General features: G+C 63.6%; 16 protein-coding genes and 1 pseudogene. 9 read left to right on the top strand and 8 right to left on the bottom strand.

From position 1 onward, the window contains the following. Positions 1-38: 38 nt before the first annotated feature. Entirely contained in the window at positions 39-1,175 is a 1,137-nt protein-coding gene (locus ABD297_RS22150; protein WP_344257299.1) for a tyrosine-type recombinase/integrase, read from the top strand. Between the two features lie 377 nt (positions 1,176-1,552). Further along, on the top strand, positions 1,553-2,470 hold the full coding sequence (locus ABD297_RS22145; protein ID WP_344257298.1) for a hypothetical protein: 918 nt from the start codon (positions 1,553-1,555) through the stop codon (positions 2,468-2,470). A gap of 405 nt (positions 2,471-2,875) precedes the next feature. On the opposite strand, the gene ABD297_RS22140 is transcribed toward ABD297_RS22145, so the two are convergent. Beyond that, a complete protein-coding gene (locus ABD297_RS22140; RefSeq protein WP_344257297.1) occupies positions 2,876-3,610 on the bottom strand; it encodes a hypothetical protein in 735 nt (244 codons plus the stop codon). Positions 3,611-3,898: 288 nt separating this feature from the next. Between ABD297_RS22140 and ABD297_RS22135 the strand changes: the two genes are divergently transcribed. From ABD297_RS22135 to ABD297_RS22115, 5 genes are all read left to right on the top strand, one after another. Further along, entirely contained in the window at positions 3,899-5,914 is a 2,016-nt protein-coding gene (locus ABD297_RS22135) for an exonuclease domain-containing protein (protein WP_344257296.1), read from the top strand. Positions 5,915-6,119: 205 nt separating this feature from the next. Then, the gene (locus tag ABD297_RS22130; protein WP_344257295.1) at positions 6,120-6,536 is read left to right on the top strand and encodes a hypothetical protein; all 417 of its coding nucleotides are present in this window, start codon (positions 6,120-6,122) and stop codon (positions 6,534-6,536) included. A 267-nt stretch (positions 6,537-6,803) separates the two neighbouring features. Beyond that, the gene (locus tag ABD297_RS22125) at positions 6,804-8,066 is read left to right on the top strand and encodes a hypothetical protein (protein ID WP_344257294.1); all 1,263 of its coding nucleotides are present in this window, start codon (positions 6,804-6,806) and stop codon (positions 8,064-8,066) included. A 201-nt stretch (positions 8,067-8,267) separates the two neighbouring features. After that, positions 8,268-8,780 (top strand): hypothetical protein, encoded by a 513-nt coding sequence (locus tag ABD297_RS22120; protein WP_344257293.1) that lies wholly within the window; start codon positions 8,268-8,270, stop codon positions 8,778-8,780. Between the two features lie 699 nt (positions 8,781-9,479). Next, complete coding sequence (locus ABD297_RS22115; RefSeq protein ID WP_344257292.1) at positions 9,480-10,655, top strand: DUF726 domain-containing protein; 1,176 nt, start codon at positions 9,480-9,482, stop codon at positions 10,653-10,655. Between the two features lie 168 nt (positions 10,656-10,823). On the opposite strand, the gene ABD297_RS22110 is transcribed toward ABD297_RS22115, so the two are convergent. From ABD297_RS22110 to ABD297_RS23765, 5 genes are all read right to left on the bottom strand, one after another. Continuing rightward, positions 10,824-11,276 carry a hypothetical protein gene (locus ABD297_RS22110; protein ID WP_344257291.1) on the bottom strand — a complete coding sequence of 151 codons (453 nt, stop codon included), beginning with the start codon at positions 11,274-11,276 and terminating at the stop codon, positions 10,824-10,826. Then, a complete protein-coding gene (locus ABD297_RS22105; RefSeq protein ID WP_344257290.1) occupies positions 11,273-12,451 on the bottom strand; it encodes a hypothetical protein in 1,179 nt (392 codons plus the stop codon). The genes ABD297_RS22110 and ABD297_RS22105 overlap by 4 nt, the downstream gene beginning before the upstream one ends. Positions 12,452-12,756: 305 nt before the next feature. Continuing rightward, the gene (locus ABD297_RS22100; protein ID WP_344257289.1) at positions 12,757-13,701 is read right to left on the bottom strand and encodes a phospholipase D-like domain-containing protein; all 945 of its coding nucleotides are present in this window, start codon (positions 13,699-13,701) and stop codon (positions 12,757-12,759) included. 151 nt (positions 13,702-13,852) lie between these two features. Continuing rightward, positions 13,853-14,371, bottom strand: coding sequence for a hypothetical protein (locus ABD297_RS22095; protein ID WP_344257288.1), 519 nt, complete (start codon positions 14,369-14,371; stop codon positions 13,853-13,855). Between the two features lie 172 nt (positions 14,372-14,543). After that, a complete protein-coding gene (locus ABD297_RS23765) occupies positions 14,544-15,209 on the bottom strand; it encodes an HNH endonuclease (protein WP_425581209.1) in 666 nt (221 codons plus the stop codon). Positions 15,210-15,450: 241 nt separating this feature from the next. Here ABD297_RS23765 and ABD297_RS22090 point away from each other — a divergent pair, with 241 nt between their 5' ends. Both ABD297_RS22090 and ABD297_RS22085 read left to right on the top strand, forming a co-directional pair. Next, positions 15,451-16,128: a hypothetical protein gene (locus tag ABD297_RS22090; RefSeq protein ID WP_344257287.1), complete on the top strand. Its 678-nt coding sequence runs from the start codon at positions 15,451-15,453 to the stop codon at positions 16,126-16,128. A gap of 139 nt (positions 16,129-16,267) precedes the next feature. Further along, complete coding sequence (locus ABD297_RS22085; RefSeq protein WP_344257286.1) at positions 16,268-16,756, top strand: hypothetical protein; 489 nt, start codon at positions 16,268-16,270, stop codon at positions 16,754-16,756. 166 nt (positions 16,757-16,922) lie between these two features. On the opposite strand, the gene ABD297_RS22080 is transcribed toward ABD297_RS22085, so the two are convergent. Next, positions 16,923-18,773: a DUF262 domain-containing protein gene (locus ABD297_RS22080; protein WP_344257285.1), complete on the bottom strand. Its 1,851-nt coding sequence runs from the start codon at positions 18,771-18,773 to the stop codon at positions 16,923-16,925. Positions 18,774-19,000: 227 nt separating this feature from the next. Next, positions 19,001-20,240 (bottom strand): annotated as a pseudogene (locus ABD297_RS22075) (IS256 family transposase). Positions 20,241-20,742 lie beyond the last annotated feature (502 nt).

Below are 20,742 nucleotides of genomic sequence, written 5' to 3'. Positions count from 1 at the left end.
CAAGCGCCGAGCACGTGAGGAGGCATAGCCTGTGATGCTTGATCCGAGCGAGGTGGACTGGACTCAGGAACCCGACTCCGAGGTGTGGTGGGCTGCGCAATCCGGCATACAGCAGGCTGTCGAAGAAGCCAAGAATCGGGGCCTCCTCGAGCCTGCACAGCCCCTTTCCGGAGATTCCGTCGGCTAGTCCGCTTGGAGAAGAACTGCGGCATGGTGTTTCTACTCCGGCTGCAAGCCGGCGCTTCCGTGCTCCGGCAGGTCGGCGACGAGGTTTTGAGTACGTCCAAGGCCCTAAAATCGTCGCCGGCAAGATAGCCGACCTCCGGGCCGTCATCCAAGGACCGTACGCCGGGCACACGCATGACCTGTACGCCTTCCAGCTGCGCCAATGGTTCACCTGGTGCGAGACCAACAGGCTCGACCCGCTCCTCGGGATCCAACGAGCCCACGTCGAGCTCTACATCCGCCACCTCAGCGAGCGGGGCCTGATGGACTCCTCCGTCGTCACGATGATGCACGGCGTCCGCGGCTACTTCCGCTTCGCGCACATCGACGGGCTCATCACCGCTGATCCAGCCGTGTACGCGCGGCTGCCGAAGATCCACCGCGACGAGACTCGCACTCAAGGCTTGGACCGGCTCGAGCTCATCCGGTTCCTCCAGGTCGCCCAGACCATCACCGTCCACCACGGCGCGCTCGCCTACCTGCTTGGGATCAACGCCCTACGCGCCTCCGAAGCCGCAGCCGTGCGGATCGAGGACTACGCCGACACCCTCCGCGGACACCGAGTCCTGCACCTGGTCGGCAAGGGCAACAAGCCCGCCACCATGCCCGTGACCGTCCCCGTCCTCCGCGCCCTCGAGGCGTGCCGCGGCACTCGCACCAGCGGCACACTCATCTTGCGACCGGTCTCCGGCAGGCCGATCGACCGGCGCGACGTCTACCGGATGGTCGCCCGGATCGCGAAGACGGCCGGCATCCCGCGGCACATCAGCCCCCACTCACTCCGGCACGCCGCCATCACCAACGCCCTCGATGCCGGCGTGCCGCTGCGCGACGCGCAGATCCTCGCCCGCCACGCCGACCCGCGCACCACCGAGCACTACGACCGCGCCCGAGGCAACCTCGACCGGCACGGAGTCCATTTCCTCACCGCCTACGTCGCAGGCGTCTAGCTTGCGGCCCACAGCGTCAGGTCCGCCCAGAAGGACCTGGTGCGCAGGCACGTCCGACGACCGCTCACTGGTACCACCACTTGGTTGCGCTGAGCGAAATCGCCCTCGCGCGTGGAGGCGGCGATACCGCCGTTAAGCCCCCTAGGGTGTAGCCGAGTGGTGGTCGACGCTTCGAGCTGGAACACATGTTGCACCCGGAGACCAAGGCGTTGCGTTCGCGAAGGTACGGCCAGAACTTGGCACACCCCTGACGTCCTTCTTCAACGCGATTGTGAGATCGCTCGAAGCGTCATAGCGACGACCGCACCTACATCCGCGGAAGACACTCTCGGCAAGCACGCGCAGCAGTTTGGGAAGAACATCTTGGATCAGAAAGAATGGACGTGAACCCCGCCCACGTACACATGGATCCAGCAGACGCTTCAATCGTTCAGGCCCTCGCCGACCATATGGTGGAGATCTTGGGAGCCTTTCGCAACTTCGGTCGCTTCGATCCGAAGTGGGCGGCGCGCGATCCGTCGCCATTCAACGACGAGCGGGCGCTACTCCAGAGGCAGTACGGACCTCACGGCTCGTGGAGCGCCGACGCAGCCGAGTACGCGGGTGATGCGGCGCTACTCTTCCTTCTTGCCCAAGCCGATCACCTGACCGTTCTGCACCAGATCTACAGTTCCCGTGCGGGTTTGATGTTCGGAGTGGGCCCTTCAGCTCGGAGTCTCCTCGAGATCAACGGCTACGTGTTCTGGCTGCTGCACCCGCACTTGGACAGCATCCGCACTCGCGCGGCGCGCAGCCTCCTTTCACAACTCAACGACGCCTCACGCGAGCGCGCGGCAGCGAAGGACCTCGGTGCCCCAGCGCGACACATGTCCGAGGTGGGCGAACGGGTGAACGCATTGAAGGAAAAAGTGACCCAGCGCTTCTATCCGTCTGAGATCCAGCGCGACAAATCCGGCCGGCTGATCCTCAGAGGCGAGAGGCACCCGGGGCCGGGCGAGGCACTTCGGCACCTATCGATCGCGGGGGCTGAAGAGTGGAACAGTCGAGGCGCCTACTCGTTCCTGTCAAACGCCGCGCACCCCACCCTTCATGTCATCACAGACACCATCCAGACAGACGGCGACGGGGTACCAACCCGGTTCGGCCACGCCGACACGCAATTCCACTACCGGCTCGCACGGATGGCGATGGCCGGCTTCTTGTATACGTGGCAGATCACTGCGGCCTACCGCGGGTTAGACCAGGACCCGATCAGGCGACTGCTCCTTGAAATCGACACCCTTCCGGAGCCGTAGTCGTGATTCGTCAAGGTGCCTGACCGTCCTCGGCTGCGACGCCGTCGCCTACTCGGCCACCACGGCCCGCACGCGCAGGTGCACCTCGGCCCACACAATCACGGTCGGGACTCCGCCGCTCCAGGCAGAGCTCTACACCCTCTAGTCCTATTCAGACCAGATTCGTTTGGACGCGGAGGACCGGTGGTGCCACTTGGACCTTGGGCCCGAGCTAAGACCCGTCACGCAATATTGCTGTCCCCCAGGTCAACGCTTGGGCAAGCCGATCTGCCCGACTGCAGCCCGACCCTCCATTGGCGCGTGAGCGCCGCCCCTCCTCATCCTCAGGGTCCGACTGGTCCACGGAGGCCGCGTCACTTCGCCGCCTGTCTCCCCCGCAATGCGGCTCACGCTCCACGGCGTCGGTCATTCGGCGGTACGCACACCGGCTGGAGAATCCAGTAGGTCGCGCAGCCGCGCAAGAAACATGTTGACCTGCTGTTCCATCAAGCCGGCGCGTTCCCTCGTGATGGACTCGAAGTCGCCGTGGGCGGCCGCGTTACGTACACCCGCCATCTGCTCGAGGTCCTTGACGTCCTGCTTCGAAAGGATGGCTGCAGTGCGCAGGGCACGGCTGTAGGCAGCGATCCCGGGAGTACCGACGATAGGAAGTTCCAACTCTTCGACCGCACCTCGAAGAGCGGTCTCTAGGGCGGCTCCCGAAAGCACTATTGGCGCCGCTGCATGGACGTCCCTCTCCTCATTCAGCAAACGCACTTGCCCCATGATCTCGGTACTTGCCAAGGCACGAACGCCCTCACCCAACTCCGCTGGAAGGTGGCTGACGCCAGCCTCCACTTGAGCAGCCCAGAGGCGCAAGATCTCACCGATGGCGTGGACTCCGGACTCCAGCGAGGAGCGATCCCCATTGGAGTCGTACGCGATTGTGGCCCGCCGCAGCCACTCCGAGTCGTTTCCGGCATGCTGCCTCAGAAACTCAAGGCCCGCAGCAGCTCGAGCCATCACAAGTCCCTTCTTGGATACATCTGTGACGGTCCAGTAGCCCCCGTACCCGCCATCTGGCTGGTGGAATTGCATGTCAGATTGAAGTTCGTCGGCCTGTCGACGTGCCCAAGCCACCACCTGTTCGCGCGAGGTCATGCACACACACTATGGAAGATGGTGACGATGCAGCCTCCGCCCGCTCAAGACTTCCGAGTCGCGGAGCGTCTTTCCGCCGCTTGCCGGCGACAGATGGGAAACCTGCGAGGGACGCTTGGCTCGACGGCCACTGTCCCCGCGGTCGCCTGTTCGGACTTCGAGGGCCGGGTCGTGGGGTCCATCTCAAGGCGCTTGAGCGGGGATATTTGCCCAATCTCCCGCTTTCGCGACTTTGGCCACCGATGAGTGCCAGCATGTCTCGACTCGCCAACCGACGGAGCATCACACATGGGCATCTTCCACAAGTTCCGCCGCAACAAAGTCATTGCCTCAGTTGCGCAGCGGTTCCACCCGACACCAGACCTCTCGTCATCCGGGTCCTCCGTGACGGCGCCGCCACTTCTGGCAAAAGTCGGCACGCAGCCACGCTTCGCTGTCATCGACGTCGAGACCACGGGTGTATCGCCGAAGCAGCATCGGATCCTGGAGATCGCCGTGGTGACCACAGACCTTCAGGGCCGAGTCCTCGACGAGTGGAGCACCCGCATCAACCCACAGGGGCCGGTGGGAGCCACGCACATCCACGGCATCACCGATGCCGACGTCGCGCATGCGCCCGCATTCCCAAACCTTATCGACGGCCTGAACCTGCGCCTCAAGGGTGCGGCTATCGCGGCTCACAACGCGAAATTTGACCTGGCGTTCCTACGCGCTGAATACGCACGCGCCGGCTGGAACATGCCCTTTCTTCCAGCGCTGTGCACTCTGGAGGCGTCCAACTATCACCTCCCCGGGCTGGACAGACGCCGCTTGGCCGACTGCTGCTGGGCCATCGGGACGCCGCTGACGAGCGCGCACTCCGCGCTTGGCGACGCCCAGGCGACCGCGGCCCTGGTGGCCGCATTCATGCATCCTCGACTCGGCCGCCCACCGCTGCCCGAGCATCTTGAGTTGCCGCAGGCAGCCATGAACGTCATGTGGCCAACGGAACCCTCCTGGGCTCCGCACGCCCACACGACGACGGCCCGGACCTTCTCGGCAAGAGCGCAGGTCGTCATGGCGCGATCAGCCGTCACGGCGCCCCCACCGGCACTGGTCAAGATGGTCGAACAGTTCTCCCTCGTCGACGCATTGGACGAAGGCGCCCCGGCCGGCGCCCTGCCCTACTTGGAGAAACTTGCCGAGGTTCTCGAGGACGGCGAGGTGACGGCCGAGGAGGCCGCGGATCTGGCGGCCGTGGCGGAAGCCCATCAACTCACCAAGGCCGACGTCGCCTCCGCCAATCTCGCGTTCGTCCGTGCCCTCGCCTATGCGGCTCTGGACGACGGCAAAGTCAGCCGAGCAGAGCGGTCCGAGCTCCAACAGATCTCGGACCTTCTTGCTGTGAATCGCAAGGTCCTCCCCGCCCTGCTTGACCATGCTGAAGACGCCCGTAACGAGCGGCTTTCGGCAGGCCTCAAGGGCCTTCCGATCGACTGGGCCCACGGCGAGCCATTGCGCGTGGGGCAGAAGGTTGTCTTCACCGGCTGCGATGAGACAGTGCGCGCGCATCTGGAGGAGAGGTCCGAGAAACTCGGCGTCCGAATCATCAATTCCGTGTCCGCGAAGACAGCGATGCTGGTGACCGACGGTGCCTTCGACGGCGTGAAGGCAGCACGGGCCCGCGAGCTCGGCACGCGCATCGTTGGCCCTGATCTGTACGCGGTCCTTCTAGGCAACCTTCAGCCAGCCCTTGTCGTTCGCACCGAGACCCAGCCCGCCACCGTGACGCCTTCGACGCCGCGGTCGCCCCAGGAAGTCACAGGCGCCCCCGCCTATATACGGGGCGCCACCAACGCAACCTCGACAGGACCTTTCCCAGCCGACGTGCGTGCTTGGGCGCGCGCGAACGGCCACGCGGTCGGCACCCGCGGCCGACTCCACGCGGACCTCATCCGCGCGTACGAAGATGCGACCGGACAGCGCGTCGCCGCCGACGACCGCGGCCGCAACCCCTACAACTCGCGACTCCAAGAAGATCGACTGCAACGCTGCGCCCAGGCAGTCGCGCTGCAGCGCCAAGGATTGAGCCGCGCACAAATCTGCGACCAAATGGGAGTCGGCCCAGACACTGTGAAGATCTTGCTACGCGACGGAAAGTTCTATGGCGACCCGAACAGCGATCCCGCGCGCGCGGAACTCGCCGTCCGAGCCGCCGACGCCGGCCGGCACGGGCAGACCCGATCAGAGTTTCAACAAGAACTCGGTCTGTCGGTGCCCAAGTCCGAGGAAGCTTGGCGCGACAGCGCGGTCCTGCACGGGTAAATGCAACAGACCCATGCGGCTGGTCACGACGGCTTCGCTCCAGGGGCCATCTTGTCGCGTCACTCCGCCGCGAGGCGGCCTCCACCGTTCGGTCGATGTGTGACAGGCACGAAGGGGTAGCAGCACCACCCGAAACGCAGGTAGAAATAGCGATTCGGCGGCGCGCCTCGGCCGAAATGCGCCAGGCAACACGGACAGTCGACCCATGGACGACGAAACTTTCGAATCGACGACCACAGCTCCCGCGATGAACAAGCTGTCCGGCTCGACGTTCAAGGCGACCATCAGGACACGGGGCAACACCAAGAGTCGGCCGCCCAAGGTCGCGGGCGTCACGATCGACTCATGGGCAGCAGGCGCGGGCTTGGAGTTCGGACAAGTCATCCTGCACTTCGATCCCGACACACTTCACGGCGTCGAAGAGACGTTCCTTTTCGACGTCATCTGTCGTCTCACCGTCCCCGACGGTACGTCACGCGGATGCTCGGAACACATGGAGTTGACGGATCTCGAAGAAGTTCCGCAAGACCTAGATGTGAAATCTGAGGCGCCAGCAACTGGCTACGAGACTGTCGACGGCCTCACGGTGGAGGTGTCCATGTACCTGAGCGATGACAACTAGGCAAGGACAGCTTCGCACACCGAGACGCTGTCAAACGACCGCTCGAACCGCGCATCGTCCATGGTTCACAGCGAGGCTCCGACGGAGCGCCCCACGCCGAGGCGCTCCGATAAATCGGGCCGCCGTGCCCGCTACCCACGTTTTTCCGCCGCTATAGCGCCGCCCGCTAACTTGGTCAAACCGCCGACGACTGCGCGAGCGAGCGCTCCTATTTGCGAGCCCTTGCGTAGGCGCTCGTCTGTCGTTTCGTCCCGCTAGCCTTCGCCCATGACGATGGACGCCGAGCCCGACGAGCCTGAGCAGCCCGACGAGCCCGAGCAGCCCAAGCAGCCCGAGCACTCCGGGCACCCCGACGAGCCCGACGAGCCCGAGCAGCCCCACGACAGCGCGCACCGCACGCTCACTCCCGAGGAGCGGGATAGGTTGCGAGACTTGACGGCTGCCCTTCAGCGGATCGCCATGCCCAAAGTTGACTTCCAGGTCCCCAAGATCGTGGACGCAAGCGTCTTCGCCAAGATGGCTGCCGACGCCGCCAGGCTTCGCTCATTTGCGCTGCCGGAGTCGACCCTGCAGCGCCTTGCGGCTCTGGCGGCGCACCAGTCGCGAATCGTTGACGCAATGAAGCCCATGCTGGACATGCAAAGCGCCTGGATGAGGCAGTTCGCCTTCATCAACAGCGACTTCTTCAAAACCCACGCCGCCACACAGGCGCAGTTTGCCAAGTTGAGCGCGGATCTGACCAGGACGATCAACTTCGGCCTCAGCGACTCCGTTGCCAAGATGGCGAACCAGTTCGCCGCGCAACAGTCCGCGTGGATCAAGACGCTAGCGCCGACTCTTGAGCGGTTAAGGGACAGCTTCTACCCGCCCAACTTACGCGGGATCGAAGACCTTGAGTTCGCAGAGGTCGAGAAGGTCGTCCTGGCGGACAGCATCGCGCTCTACGGCGTGCCTCGGCAGGCAGTAGCTCAGGCCATTCTCCGCGCTGGCGGCGCCGCCGAGCGTCGGGAGATTCTAGGCCGCCGCTGGAAGGTCATTTCTGCTGACTGTCGCGAGGCGGTCGACGGACTTGAGTCGCAAGCCGTCGCGCCCTACGTACCCTTCGCTCTGGCCGTGTTAGACGCGCTCGACCTCGGCCACACCACCGCAGCTCAGGCCCTCGCTGGCACGCTTATCGATAGCCTCCTGACTGCCTATTTCGGGAAAGACCGCTACAAGTACACGCCAGACAAAAAGGGTAAGCGGACAACTGAAGCCTATGACGAGTTTACAGTTAGGCAGTTTGTAGCCTTCGCTCCGATGTGGCAGACCTACCAGCAGTTCTGGGTGGACGATGGAGACAAGGTCCCCACCACGTTCAGCCGGAACGCGACCGCGCACACAGTGAGCCGACGCCAGTTCAACCGCCGCAATACCGTGCAGGCCTTACTCTTCGCGACAAGCCTTCTCTGCTTCTTTGAAGAGCAGGCCTCACCGCAAGAAGGTCGCTTGACACGTAATAGAGACGGCGGCCAGGCAGGGCAGTTGTGATGCGTCCAGCCGCCTCCGTGCAACTGATCCGCCGCGAAGGACTGGACTCTGAGGCGGTTGGGACGACTTCTGCATGCGTCACATCGCCGCGAGTCGGCCGTCTCGATCGCCGCTCATCACGCTATCCGCCCACGCCCGTCGGCACGGGAGGATTTGCTCAAAATGAACACACGGTTAGCCTTCGAGCCCTAAAGTCCCGCCATGCGCCACACCACGCACGCAAGACCGCTCGGGCGGATCCTGTCCGCGACCGCAATTGCGATCCTGATGCTCGCAGGCTGCTCGTCCGCAGTACAGAGTGTTCCGGCATCCAAGCCAGCGTTCTCGATTCACGGAACTGTCGTGGCGCCCATGAACTTGAATGTCCTGACGGTTGAGGAAGCCACGGCCCTGATCGGGGATCCATCGGAGGCAGAGAAGTACGCAGGCCGGTCTTGTCCATTGCGGGCGGGTTCCGAAGGTCTCGCTGGTGGGCAGGTCCGCGTTTCCGACTCGCACGGGACACTGGTAGCGCTAGGAAATGCCGGTGCTGACCCCGTGATGATCGTGGTTCCGGCGGCCGTTGGCGCGTCTCCCCTTGCGTGCCAACTCTCGTTCAAGGTCGACGCTGTGCCCGATGCGGACCACATCTTCTCGATCCAACTGTCGCAACTGGCGAGTGTCTCATTCACTCGCGAGCAACTTTCCCAGCCGGTCGAGCTGACGGCGGACTGAGCACCGAGAATCGATTCGACGCCACCGCGTCATGGTCGCGACACCACCGGTCAGCTCTATACGTCCGCCGCATCGAGACTATGGCGCGGGCATTCGCTGGAGCAACCGGGCGCCTCGTTCCGACACATCGGACGCTAGGCGGGTCTGCGTCGGGGCAGGCCATATGCACGTAGCAATGTGAAGGGGCTTATACCGTATCGGCAGGCGAAACCCGGACACCTCAAATCTTCCGCATACTTAGGAACGAACGAAATGACAGCTGCGCTTCTTACTTACAGGGGAACAGTGAGCTCGGCTGCCTGCCTCCTCCGAACGCCCAGCGGGAAGCAGTTGAGTTTGGCAGGAGAACCCGCGAGCTCACCGAGTGTGATCGAGGGCGCCCAGTTCCTACGAACGAACGTTTCCATAGTGAGCAATGCCTGGGCCTTCGCACTCCATGAGAAGCTGAGGCGGGGATCCCGGAGCGCCGAAGAGCGCAAGAGTCACGAGGCGCAGGCGGCGCATCACAAGAAGCTTGCCTTGCGGATCGCCGAACTTGCCGACATGCCGAGCGCGGACGTGACCACCGCATGGTGCTCGTCATGCTTGGAGTTCAGCGGACATGCTCGCGTCAAGGTGCCCGTCCAGTGGGCGCCCGCGCGTCTATGCCGTTCTTGTGGCGCGCCAACAGTGGAATGCGCTGCCCCTAAGTGCGGGGCGATGGCCGACAGGGGGATCGCGGCAATAAGATTGCCGCGGTTCTGCGCTGAGCACCGTCACGAGATCGCCAGCTTCGGGAAGGCGAATATGCGGCTCGTGGACCTCAGCGAGTGGCAACGGCTGCGGGTATTCGAGAAACCGAACCTTGCACGAGGGACACGCATTGTCGGTGGAGTCGGTTTGGGGCTAGCCACAGTTGCTACCGCAGGCTTCGTCGCCGCTCCAGCTATTGGGGGTGCCATTGGTGCCGCCACGGCGGGATACAGCGGCGCGGCGGCAACAAGCTATGGATTGGCCTTCCTCGGTGGCGGCGCGGTAGCCGCAGGTGGCCTCGGCGTAGCGGGCGGTACAGCGGTAATTACGGTTGTAGGTGGAGCGCTCGGCGGTTCTCTCGGGGCCAAAGCAATGAATGATTACGTGGGTGAAGACCAGTCGTTTCGAATCGAGAAGGTTAAGGACGGACCAGGGACGCCGGTGATCTTCGCGAGCGGCTTTTTGTCAGACCGCGTCGACACTTGGGGCGGCTGGAAACCGATGATTGAGCGGCGATACCCGAACTCGTCAGTCTACCGAGTTCACTGGGGAGCGAAGGAACTCGCAGATCTGTGGAACCTCACTATGCAGGGTGGGTTTAAGGCGGCGGCATCCAAGTCGGTGACCGCGTTGGCGCGAAAGGCCACCGCTAGCGCCTCGCGTCTTGTAGCGCCAGCAGGAGCCGTCCTGGCTGGCCTGGACGTGTTGACCAACCCATGGTTCACAGCGAAGAGTCGAGCCGCAAAGACGGCAGTTGCACTCTCTGACCTGATCGCTCGAACGGATGAGCCGGCGTACATCTTGGTCGGCCACAGCTTAGGCGCACGCGTAATGGTCCTAACCGCAGCATTGCTCGCTACCAAGCGGGAAGCCCCACACATCGCGGACATGCACCTGCTGGGTGCCGCCGTAGCTGCAAGCATCGACAAGAGGCCGCTGAATGATGCGGTGGGCGGCACAGTGCACAACTACTACTCACGCCGCGACAACGTTCTCCGAATCTTGTACCGCGCCGCCGAGCTAGGCGAGACCCCTGCCGGTTCACAGGGATTCAATTCCGCTTACCCCAGAATCACTGATCATGACGTGTCCACGCTGGTGTCTGATCATTTCTCCTACCTGAGAGCCGTCACCCTTCGCTAGTTACGGCCCACTTCCACGCGCCAGCCACTAGCAGCCAGCTCAAGCCCAGGCCAATGACGTCTGGAATGGGGCGACTGACACGGCTTCCGGCCCATCGCTTCACTGCGTCTTTCCGCCGCGGGAGCTGTGCCAGGTCGCCTGCAGAGCTGCTGTCCTACGTCGCCGCGCTCAGCCAACGTCCTTGGTGCCCGGTGACAGCAGACGGACGAATTTGTCGTACCCCAGGGTCGTCACATCGAACGCCCGGGCCTTCGCAATGACAGCTTCATCATCGCTGACGATGTGCCAGTCCACCGGGAGCAACCGCTCTGACTCCGCTTCCATGGCGTCCAGCGCCGAGGCGATCAGCATGGGATCAGCATTGCCGAGATTGCGGTAAAGGTCGACCATCGTGAAGTCTCCAGGCGACACCGTTGACATCACCTCCCGAACCCGCGTAAGCACGCCTGGGCTCACTGGGTATTCCAACCGACGCAGTTCCGCAAGGTCCGGGAATCCTGAGGCCTCGTGCAGGACCTCCGAGCACAACGAGCAGTTGTCACGAAAGAACTTGCTCGCCCGTTGCGCGCGGGTTAGCCGGCTCAACACGTTGGTGTCGATGAAGAAGCGGACGAGGTTCACAGTGCTTCGCGGAACTGATGGATCTGCTCCGGCTTGATCTTGTTCTGGAGGACGACTCGGCAGAACTCACCTCTGCTGATGGAGCCGCGGTCAAGCTGATTCAGCATGCGCTGCGAGAACTCGACACCGTTGTATTTCCGGAGAGCGTTAACCGCGAGCGGACTTCGAGCTTGACGCTTCGGTCTCGCGGCGAACTCGCGCGCCAGTTCGGAGAGGTGGTCCTCGGCCTCGACCCGGTCTATCAGTCCCAGCCGCCGGGCGCGCATCACGAAGGCACTCGGCGTAACGCGATGTGTGTCGGCGGGGGCACGAATGTCGTCGAGTCCGGAAACCCTCAAATCTTGCACCTCGGAGCGAGGCATGAGGATCTCCTCTGTTAGTTCGTACTCGCGGCTTGTGATCGGGTCCGCGCTCCGGTCGCTGTAGGTGACCGGAGCGAACTTGGCATGCGCTACGAACACGGCTAGTAGAACGAGGGTGAAGACCCGGCGCCCCTCGGGCTCAAAGTTTTCCCCTGCGTCGCCGCTTGTCAGGAAGATGAACGGGATCTTCTTGTCGCGAACGCACAGCCCACTGAACTTGGCGTGCTGAGGCAGACGCTGCGGCATGAAGTTCTGCTGGCTTTGTGCGACAAGGATCTGCCTAGCCTCGAACCGCGAGATCAGCAGCTCCAGCGCCAAGCTCTTCGTGCGACAAGTCTTGAGGTCGTTGCTAGTGAACCCGAGAGCAGCGCTGAGAAGGCGGGCGTCGTCCTCAACGAGTGCCCGCGAGCGTCGCAGACAGCCCACAACCTTGTTGGCGGTCAGTGAGCGGTCTAGGCGCTTGAGCGTCTCTTGCTTTCGAAGGAGGTCCTTCACGATGAGCTCGACGTCCGCGAGGCGTACCTGGCTGCGCGAGTTCAAGGAGAACGCGTCCTTGCTGACACCCGCCAGGAGCTTGTCCGACTTCTTCTTGAGTTGATCGTCGACAGTTTCGCGCGGGGCAAAGAACAGGACGTAGGGGATGTCGGCTATGCGGGCGAGCTGGACCAACTCCCCGAATTTGATCCGCGACGTCTCAAGGGCGTGGAGGTAAGGGGCGCGTGAGGACGCTACCGAAGCATCCAAAAGCGCCGTGAATACGCCAGACTCAATGAAGACGCTCGCCTCACCCAGCCGTACCTCAATAGTCGACATGCCCCATCCCTGCGGAACTCTAATGGGATGACTTTGCCCGAACGGACAATGCATCGCATGAGACACGCCGGGACGGCATCGATGGCACCTGGAGGGGCCGCCCTGCATCAGCGCCCGCATGGACCAAGAGTTGTGGGCAATAGCCATTCGGCTGGCGCCCACGCCCTCCATCCCGACGCCGCCGGCGTCCCAATTCTTCGCCGATAGCATGACCCGGAGACCGACCGCATCCACAGCGAGGACGGGTGCCCAACTTCGCCGCCAGGGGCGCTCCCGCGAGGGATGAAGGAGCTGAGCGCCAAGGCTTATGGCCGCTTGACGCCCAACAAGTCAAAGAGTCCCGGCACCTCACTTGGCGGCACCAGATACGTGTCAGTGCGCGCGTCGACCCCCAAGTGCGCCCGGACCACCGAGAGACGCTGCGGGCTGGTTAGTTGCTGGTCCGGCGCCCACACGACGATGTCGCTGTGACGGCCCCCCTCACGGATGATCTGACGGACAACGCACAGCGCGCGCACCAGCGTGTTCCCAGATACAGGTTTCCCGTTCCTATCGGCGCCGGGAAACGAGACGAGCCAAACATCATCGACGCGACTCCGTTCAGCGCTCGTCGTGTCGACCGCCTCCACCGACAGCGAGCCAGCTTTGCTCTCTGCCTCATCTAGGGCGCGGACCGTCGCCGCCCCGAACTCCCCGTTCGCGATGTCAAGGTGGGTGAGCCACACGCGTCCGGACAGGTTCAAAAGTTCGTGAGGGGCCGCATGAGGCTTCGGCACTGACGACGGGCGATAGATAGAGCGAGCCCGCTTGATCCATCCGGCCGTGACGGGCGTACCTCGGGCGAGAAGGCCTTCGACCCACTCACGAACCTCAGTGACGGCTGCCGGCTCGTCCATCACCACGAACGCCTCCTCGAGGCGGTCGTTTGAATGGTGGGACAGGTTCATCGACCCTACGTACGCGAGCGGGCCGTCAGCCTCTGGCTCCACGACAAGCACCTTCGCGTGCAGCCCACCAAGACTTCTCAGCTCAACGCTGGCCATCGACCACCGCTCAAGCACATCCGGGTTCGCCAGGCCGGACTGGAGCGCTGCGTCCGAGCCATCGAAGACGAGCCTGTCTCCTCGCTTCAGCGCGACGAGTTCGTCAGCGTTTCCGCCCACGTACGAAACGGCGGCAGAGACAACGTCAGCCGCACGAAAGGCGGGCACACAGGTCCATATATGTTGTCCAGCCAAAAACTGCACCATTTGCACAGGCTAGTGGCGCGATGCAGCTCGGTGACTGCGGCCATGACTGACCACCGATCCTTGCTCGCGGCTGCCCAGCCGCTGGAAGGGCCGTTTTGCTGAAGAAGATGGCGTCATACCGCCGCCAAGGCGGACCAGGCCCCGTCGAGTGTCAGGCGATCACAAGCATTAGTTCATAGCCGTCGCACTCACTGGTTCTGGCGACGCCGATCGTAACAACCACGTCGCCGGCTGGCGATATTTTCGTGTCCACAAACGTGCTCGCATCCCAAGGCTCGCTCTTGGACTCGCGAGTCAGAAGCCGGACGGAAGGGTAGGCGCCCTTCCTGTGGGTCGAAGCTCGGACGAGCCAAGCACCGGACGCCCCACTCGTGTACTCGAATCCAGGCAGAGCCGCGATCTCCTTGTCCCATGCAAGGTCTCGCCAAGTCTTCACGAGCCGGCGCGGGCGCGCCTTGAACGCGAGGCCCGCCGCCGAGAATGCAGCAAAACCGACCGAGGCTGCCGCGAGCCACAGAGCACCCAACCCATCGGGCTTCGCAGCCGCCGGAATGGCCGCCAGGACCGATAGTGGGAGCACGACGAGATAGACCCCATCCGGGACTGACAACGCCAGCCGCGCGGCACCGCCAGTCTGATCCTCGTACTCGTCACTCCACCCCGACGCCATAAGCGCCGAAGATACATGAGCGGCGGATATCGGCAACGCGTACCCACTCGGCAGCGCCGTACGTCATTCCGCCGCTTGTCAGGGCGACCTGCGGTGACGCGGGGCGACTCAGGTTCACGCTGTGAGCCGTTTCCGCAATCTCATGTGAACCGCTGGCCTGAGGAGTGTTGGATCACTCTCGGCTTCGCCCAGCACTTGCAGCACGGGCGATCACTTCAGCCGGGAATCGAGATGCGAAACGAACGTGGGCGGCAGTCCTGACGTCTCGCTCGGTAGCCACGAGGCTGTCTCCCAGCGCCCAGTTGCACCATCGATGTGCGGCTCGCAGATTCTCCATCCCGTCGTCTCCCCCAAGTGCGACAGGCGTTATGTGATCTGCTTGGGGATAGAGGTCATCGTCCACCGAGGCACCAGGGTCCAGTGGGAGCCCGCAGATCTGGCAGGTCCAGTCGTCCCGCTCGAGCACTGCCTTGCGGTGGCGAAGGTACCCCGGCGAACGGGCCGGGCGTCGCTTGCCGCGGGCTGAGCGCAAGCCGGGAAGTCCCGGGCGGTAGCGCTCCCCACGCTCAAGCTGGCATGACTTGCAGCTACATGCACGACGCGCCTCACCCTCCTCACGGTCAACCAGCTCTCTGAGGCAGGCTCGGTGTGTTGGCTCGAAGTCAGAGTGAAGGCGCCAGTACTGCTCGGGCGACAACAGCTCGTTGGAATCGGGGTCTCGCCCACTCAGGCCAGCGCCGCACACATAACAATGTGGGTCAGACCAACGCAGCTTTGGGCCGAAGATGCGGCAGGTGTCACTGCAATACACAACGTTCTTGCGATGGCTTTGGAACATAATTCCGCAGCCTCGGCAGGCGACCTCCATCACCTCACGGCCACTCGACATATATCGAACGTTAGTGTCTCAACATCAAGGTCTGCCTTCGCCTGACCGTGTCCCCCGCAGCCGCGTAGCCGCCGTCGATTGTTCAGCCGCTCCGTTAGGTGCGTCAAACCGCCGCCTGTCGACCACGCCGGCCTTCACTCGTCTGCCGAGGTGAGTGTACGAGCCTCTGTAACTGCATAGGGTTTGCGGGGTGACCGACGAGCGAGCCACATACGTCGCCCCCGAAACCGACTACCTCCCACAGGTCTGGCACGACCTAGTTCAGCCAGAGTGGATGGCTGGCACGGGCATCCCGCTCTTGGGCACGCTGGCTGGGCTCTACCTCGCGTACCGCTTCCTGAAGCGCCAGTTGAAAAGTGATCGTGAGCTTCGGGCGGCTGACCGCCGCAGCGAAGCTGCAGGCCGTCTGGGCCTCGCCGTCGGAGAGAGCGTTCGGCACTTCATGAGTCTACCGATGGACTCCCCGGAGTATTCGAAACCCAGGCCCAAGCTCGACCTGTGGCACGAACTCAGTGAAGCTCGGCTTCACCTCTCTGACGAAACCACCTTCCTCGATCACGTCTCAGCGCTCGTGAGGGACATCTTGTGGGCCTGGAAGTCCGGTCACAAGGCATACGCGCCACTTGCGACCAAGCCGGACCCGGTGCTGCACGGCAACGCTATGTGGGTCACCTTCGAGCCCTACCTATTGCGTCTCGAGAAGGCAGGAAGTGTTCTTCGTGCTTGGGACGGCGACGGCCATCTTGCGGGCCTCGATGCCACCGATCTGGAGCACGTGCCCCTGCCGCCGGGCAAACAGCGCAAGGCGCACGAGGCGTGGCGTAGTGCCCGCCAGGCCCAATACCTTGATCGAGTCAACCGAGGCTGAGTCCCCTACGACTGAGACACTCGTTTATGCCAGGAGCCGCGAGGTTTGGACCCGCGTCACCCCGCCGCCTGCGGACGGGGCGATAGCTGTGGCTCAAGCACGATGGCGGGCGCGGTCAGGGGCGGCCTACTCTCGTCCCGTGAGCAGCTTCCTTGACAACGCGTTGAAGTCCCTGAATCGAGCTTCGCGCATGCTGGATGACTTGGCAGCACACTCGCATTCTGGGGAAGCGTTCGCTGATCGCCTTCCATACGTGCTCGACCTTTTGGCCGGTGTGCGTCGCCAACTGGACGCAGCCGTCAAGGAATGTGGTCACCTCAGCGGCTGGTGGAAGGACCAGTGGACCCCGGAACGGAAGGCGCTGTCTGAACTGCGGAACGCCCAATTGAAGAGGCTTGAGACGAGCGAGGCCCCGCGCAGCCAGACGCGAACAAACGTTCCCGCAGGAGAGTGGCGTGGTCACCGCGTCAGTGAGGGAGACACGGTGTCCTGGATCGAGTGGTATTTCGTAGACGGCCGTTATGAAGGGCAGCCGGTGCTCTCCGTGCTCGCCGGGGCGCTAGATGACCTGCGCGGTCTGATCGATGAGGTACGCATCCGTTTGCACGCCGAAGGCGTCACCACTTAGCCAATCCAGCCCAGGTGCACTCTGCGATGACTCGACTTGAGGCAGAAGCAGGGGCGCGTCCCACCGCCGCGATGTCCCGCGGATGCCGTCGGGGACCTTGGGATAGGTCGCCTAGAACGCTCCTAGTCGTTCTGGCATACGCAGTCGCTGACGCCCCCCCGCCGCGTCAGTCCTCGTCGTCGCCCTGGGCCAGCGCCTCATCGAGGGCGACATCTGACAGCCCCTCTTCGGTGGTGGCGGGCTCCGGCGCCTGCGTCTTGAGCTTGTCTTGGATGCGCGCAACGAGGCTGTCACGACGCTGCTCGTAGAAGGCCATGAACCCGTCGATCGAGTGCGGCAGCTTCGCAGGCAGAGCGTTGCGGGCCAGGAACGCGCTCCGGTCGTCAGGCGACGGGTACTCCGCTACAAGCCAGTCGTCAGGCGCCTTGTCGGACTTCCCGATGTTCTCCAAGCCTGGCAGCAGTTCTAGGTTCGGCAAGGTATCCCGAAGAGAGACTAGCTCGACGATGTGCTCAGCCGAGAACTTCGGCGTTCCGTCGTCAGCCCTCTGGCCAGCGAGTTCTTTCTTGTCGAACCGCGCGGCAGGGAAGACGTGGTCGACGTGGAAGAGGTTGCGCGTGTCGACATGTGGAAACAGCGTGGCGAGGACGGCAAAGGTGCGAGCCTTGCCGTATTCCAAGGTGAGGATGTCTTCGATGAGCGCATCCGTGACCGCGAGCGACTTGCCCCGCAGGGCCATCGCCTTCTCAACGGCCGCGAGCGGAAACGACGACGAACCCTGATTCTTGATGACCTCACGCAGATCGCGTAGCAAGGTGTCCAGCCCCGAGCCCCAGACACCACGCACGATGAGTGATCGAAGCACCCATGATCGGAGTGCTTCCCGGTCCTCGCGAGTGTTGGGCGATTCGCGGTAGGAGTGCCCGAGTTTCCGATGGTGGACGTAGTAGGCGACCGGAATGAGAACGCTGTCTGCGGTCAGTGCTCCACCGGAGAGTCCAAAGTCGCTGAGGAGCCCGACCGCAACGTGCAGGGACGTGGTGATCATGTCCCAGTCGGCTTCCAGCTTGGCCATGTTGGCGGTCGTGAAGTTCTTGACCTTGAAGCCGATGTCACCCACATCAGCCAGGACCAAGCCAGACTTCAAGATGGTGTCGCGGGAGAAGTTGAATCCCATGCCGGTCTGGTTCAGCGAGTCCACGAGGGTGTGAACGGCTGCCCTGGCGTCGCCTTCCCACTGAGCGGTGGCGATGGAGAGAAGCAGGTCGCTGTAGGAGAGCACCGTGCCGCCGGAGTTGACCCTGACGAAGATGTCGAGGACGCGTTCGATGTCCTGCACGTCCTCCTCGTAGAAGTGGAGACTCGCGTTGTGGTGGATCTCCTGCCAGAGCTTCGCGACCAGTGCCACGGCAGTGGCGTTGTTGCCCACGCCGTACTTCGCCGGAATCTGCATCATGGCCGCGGGCTCGGCCGAGTCGAAGATTTCGGAAACAGGAAACCACGCCTTGGTGTCGTCCAAGGCGGCTGCTTCCAGGTCCATCTTGGTTAGGAACTGAAAGTGGTATTTCAGCCCGAGCTCGTTCTCTGGAGCCTCACCGAGGAGGTTGAGGTAGAGCCGGCGCTCGGGGTAGGACCACGCCTTGTTCGACCATCCCCCGTGGATCTTGTAGGCATACGTACCGCGGAGCCCAATGTTGAGCGAGGTCAGTCGCTGTTGTCCGTCGAGCACCGCGACGACCTCCCGGTCCGTTGGGATGTCAACGACCGGGTTGTGTCGGTTGTTGAAAGCGCTGTAGTCCTTCATGAAGCCGTAGAACTTGAACTTGCTGATCGTCTCGGGTGCCACCCGCCAGGAGAGGAAGCTCCCGACCGGATAGCCGCGCATGACCGAATCGAAGACGCGCACGACTTGCGAGGGCTTCCATACGTACTCACGCTGGATGGCAGGCAATATCAGCTTATGGCCCTGGATCTGCCGTAGTGCAGCGGCGATCGACATCGGCTCCTTGTGTCCCACGCATGCACCCTAGCCACCTGCCGGGGTCAGTTGACGCCTCAGCTCGGAGCGGGAGGTCCGGCTTAGGTCTTGGACAAGTGCGCGACCCCGGCCCAGACGACCCGGTCGAATGCGCCCTGCCCGACCCGACACACCATCCGCGTAGGGAGGGTTCCATCGCACGTGTGCCTGCACGATTCGAAAGTGCCCCGTCGGGTGGTGGGCTTTGAGGGGTAGTTCCTCGATGCTCACGGGCCGCTGGTGATGGCGGCGGTGTCAGTATCGCTGGTCTTGTACAACAGCGCCATGGACGCTTCGGATAGGTAGCGACGGTCCGCGACTTGCCATTCGTCGTGGGCGTCGGCCAGCACGGCCCCGACGAGGCGGATCACGGCCGCGGAGTTCGGGAAGATCCCCACGACCCGGGCTCGTCTCTTGATCTCCCGGTTCAAACGCTCGATGGGGTTGTTCGACCAGATCTTGGTCCAGTGCGCCCGTGGGAACGCGCTGAACGCGAGGACCTCCGTCTTCGCCTCATCCATCAGCGGCCCGATCTTCGGGAACCGGACGCTCAGCTCGTCCCGGACGTGGTCCCAAGTCGCGGCGACCGCGTCGGCGTCGGGCTGGGCGAAGATCGTGCGGAACACGGCGGCGACCATGTCCTTGTGGGACTTGGGCACGAGGGCGAGCAGGTTGCGGGCGAAGTGGACCCGGCAGCGTTGGTGGGCGGCGCCGGCGAAGCAGCGGGTCAGCGCTTTGACGAGGCCGGCGTGCTGGTCGGAGATGACCAGCTGTACCCCGGTCAGCCCGCGGCTGCGCAGCGAGGTCAGGAACGCCCGCCAGAACGTCTCGTCCTCGCTGTCGCCGACGTCCAGGCCGAGGATCTCTCGGGCGCCGTCCTCGGTGACGCCGGTGGCGACGACGACGGCTTGGGAGACGACCTGCCCGCGGGAGGCCTCGCGTACGTGCAGGTAGGTCGCGTCAGCCAACCAGCAGGAACACGTACGGGAACCGGGTGTGCCCGAGGGTGCGGGTCCGGAACGCGGCGACCATCTCATCCAGGCCGGCGCAGATCCGCGAGACCTCGCTCTTGGAGATCCCGGTGTCGCTGCCCATCGCCGCGACCAGCTCATCGACCGCCCGGGTGGATACGCCGTTGACGTAGGCCTCCATCACGACCGCGTACAAGGCTTGGTCGATCCGCCGGCGTGGGTTCAGGATGCTCGGGAAGAAGGTCCCCTTGCGCAGCTTCGGGATCCGGAGCTGCACGTCGCCCGCGGTTGTGGTCAGCACCCGCGGCCGGGTCCCGTTGCGTTCGGTCCGGCGTTCCTCGGTGCGTTCGTAGCGGCCGGCGCCGATCACCTGGGTGGCCTCGGCCTCGATCAGCTCCTGCAACGCCACTGTGACCGCGTCCTGGATCAGGTTCACCCCCTCCCCGGTACGGAACGCCTCGAGCAGCTCGGACAGGGCAGACTGGGGCAAGGCCATCGGTGTGGCTCCTCTTCGATGAGTACTTGGCCGTACACACCGAAGATCCCGCCGATGGCCCCTCACGTCCTCACGACATGCCGGGCCTCAAACCCCACCACACAAGGGGACTCACACGCACGATTCCCCCACTCCGAGGTTCTAATCCGTTCAGGTGCGTACTTGATCGCGCAGCGGGGGTGCGCAACCAATCCAGTGTGGTGGCGCGTCATATCGCCGCGAGCCGGGCGTCCCGTGCCTCCTCGACCGACGACGCTACGTGTGCCCCCTATGGTGGCGAAATGGTTAGTGCTGTCCGTCGCTTACTCGACGAACTTTCGTGGGAGGGAAACGCTCGTAAGTATCGGGAAGGAGGCGTCGGACTAGAGAACGTCCGGTCAAGTCCCGGGTAGTGGTGTAGCGCTGCGTGATCCGTGGTGAAGGGGTCAGGCGGTCAAGGCCGGCAGGTCATCAGCTCCGATCTCTGGTTCGGTGTCGGGGACGAGGTTGACGCGGGAGCGGG

The organism is Terrabacter carboxydivorans, assembly GCF_039532035.1.
Classification (GTDB): Bacteria; Actinomycetota; Actinomycetes; order Actinomycetales; family Dermatophilaceae; genus Terrabacter; species Terrabacter carboxydivorans.
Note: the sequence above shows the minus strand (reverse complement) of the source record. Positions and strands in the feature narration are given on the sequence as shown.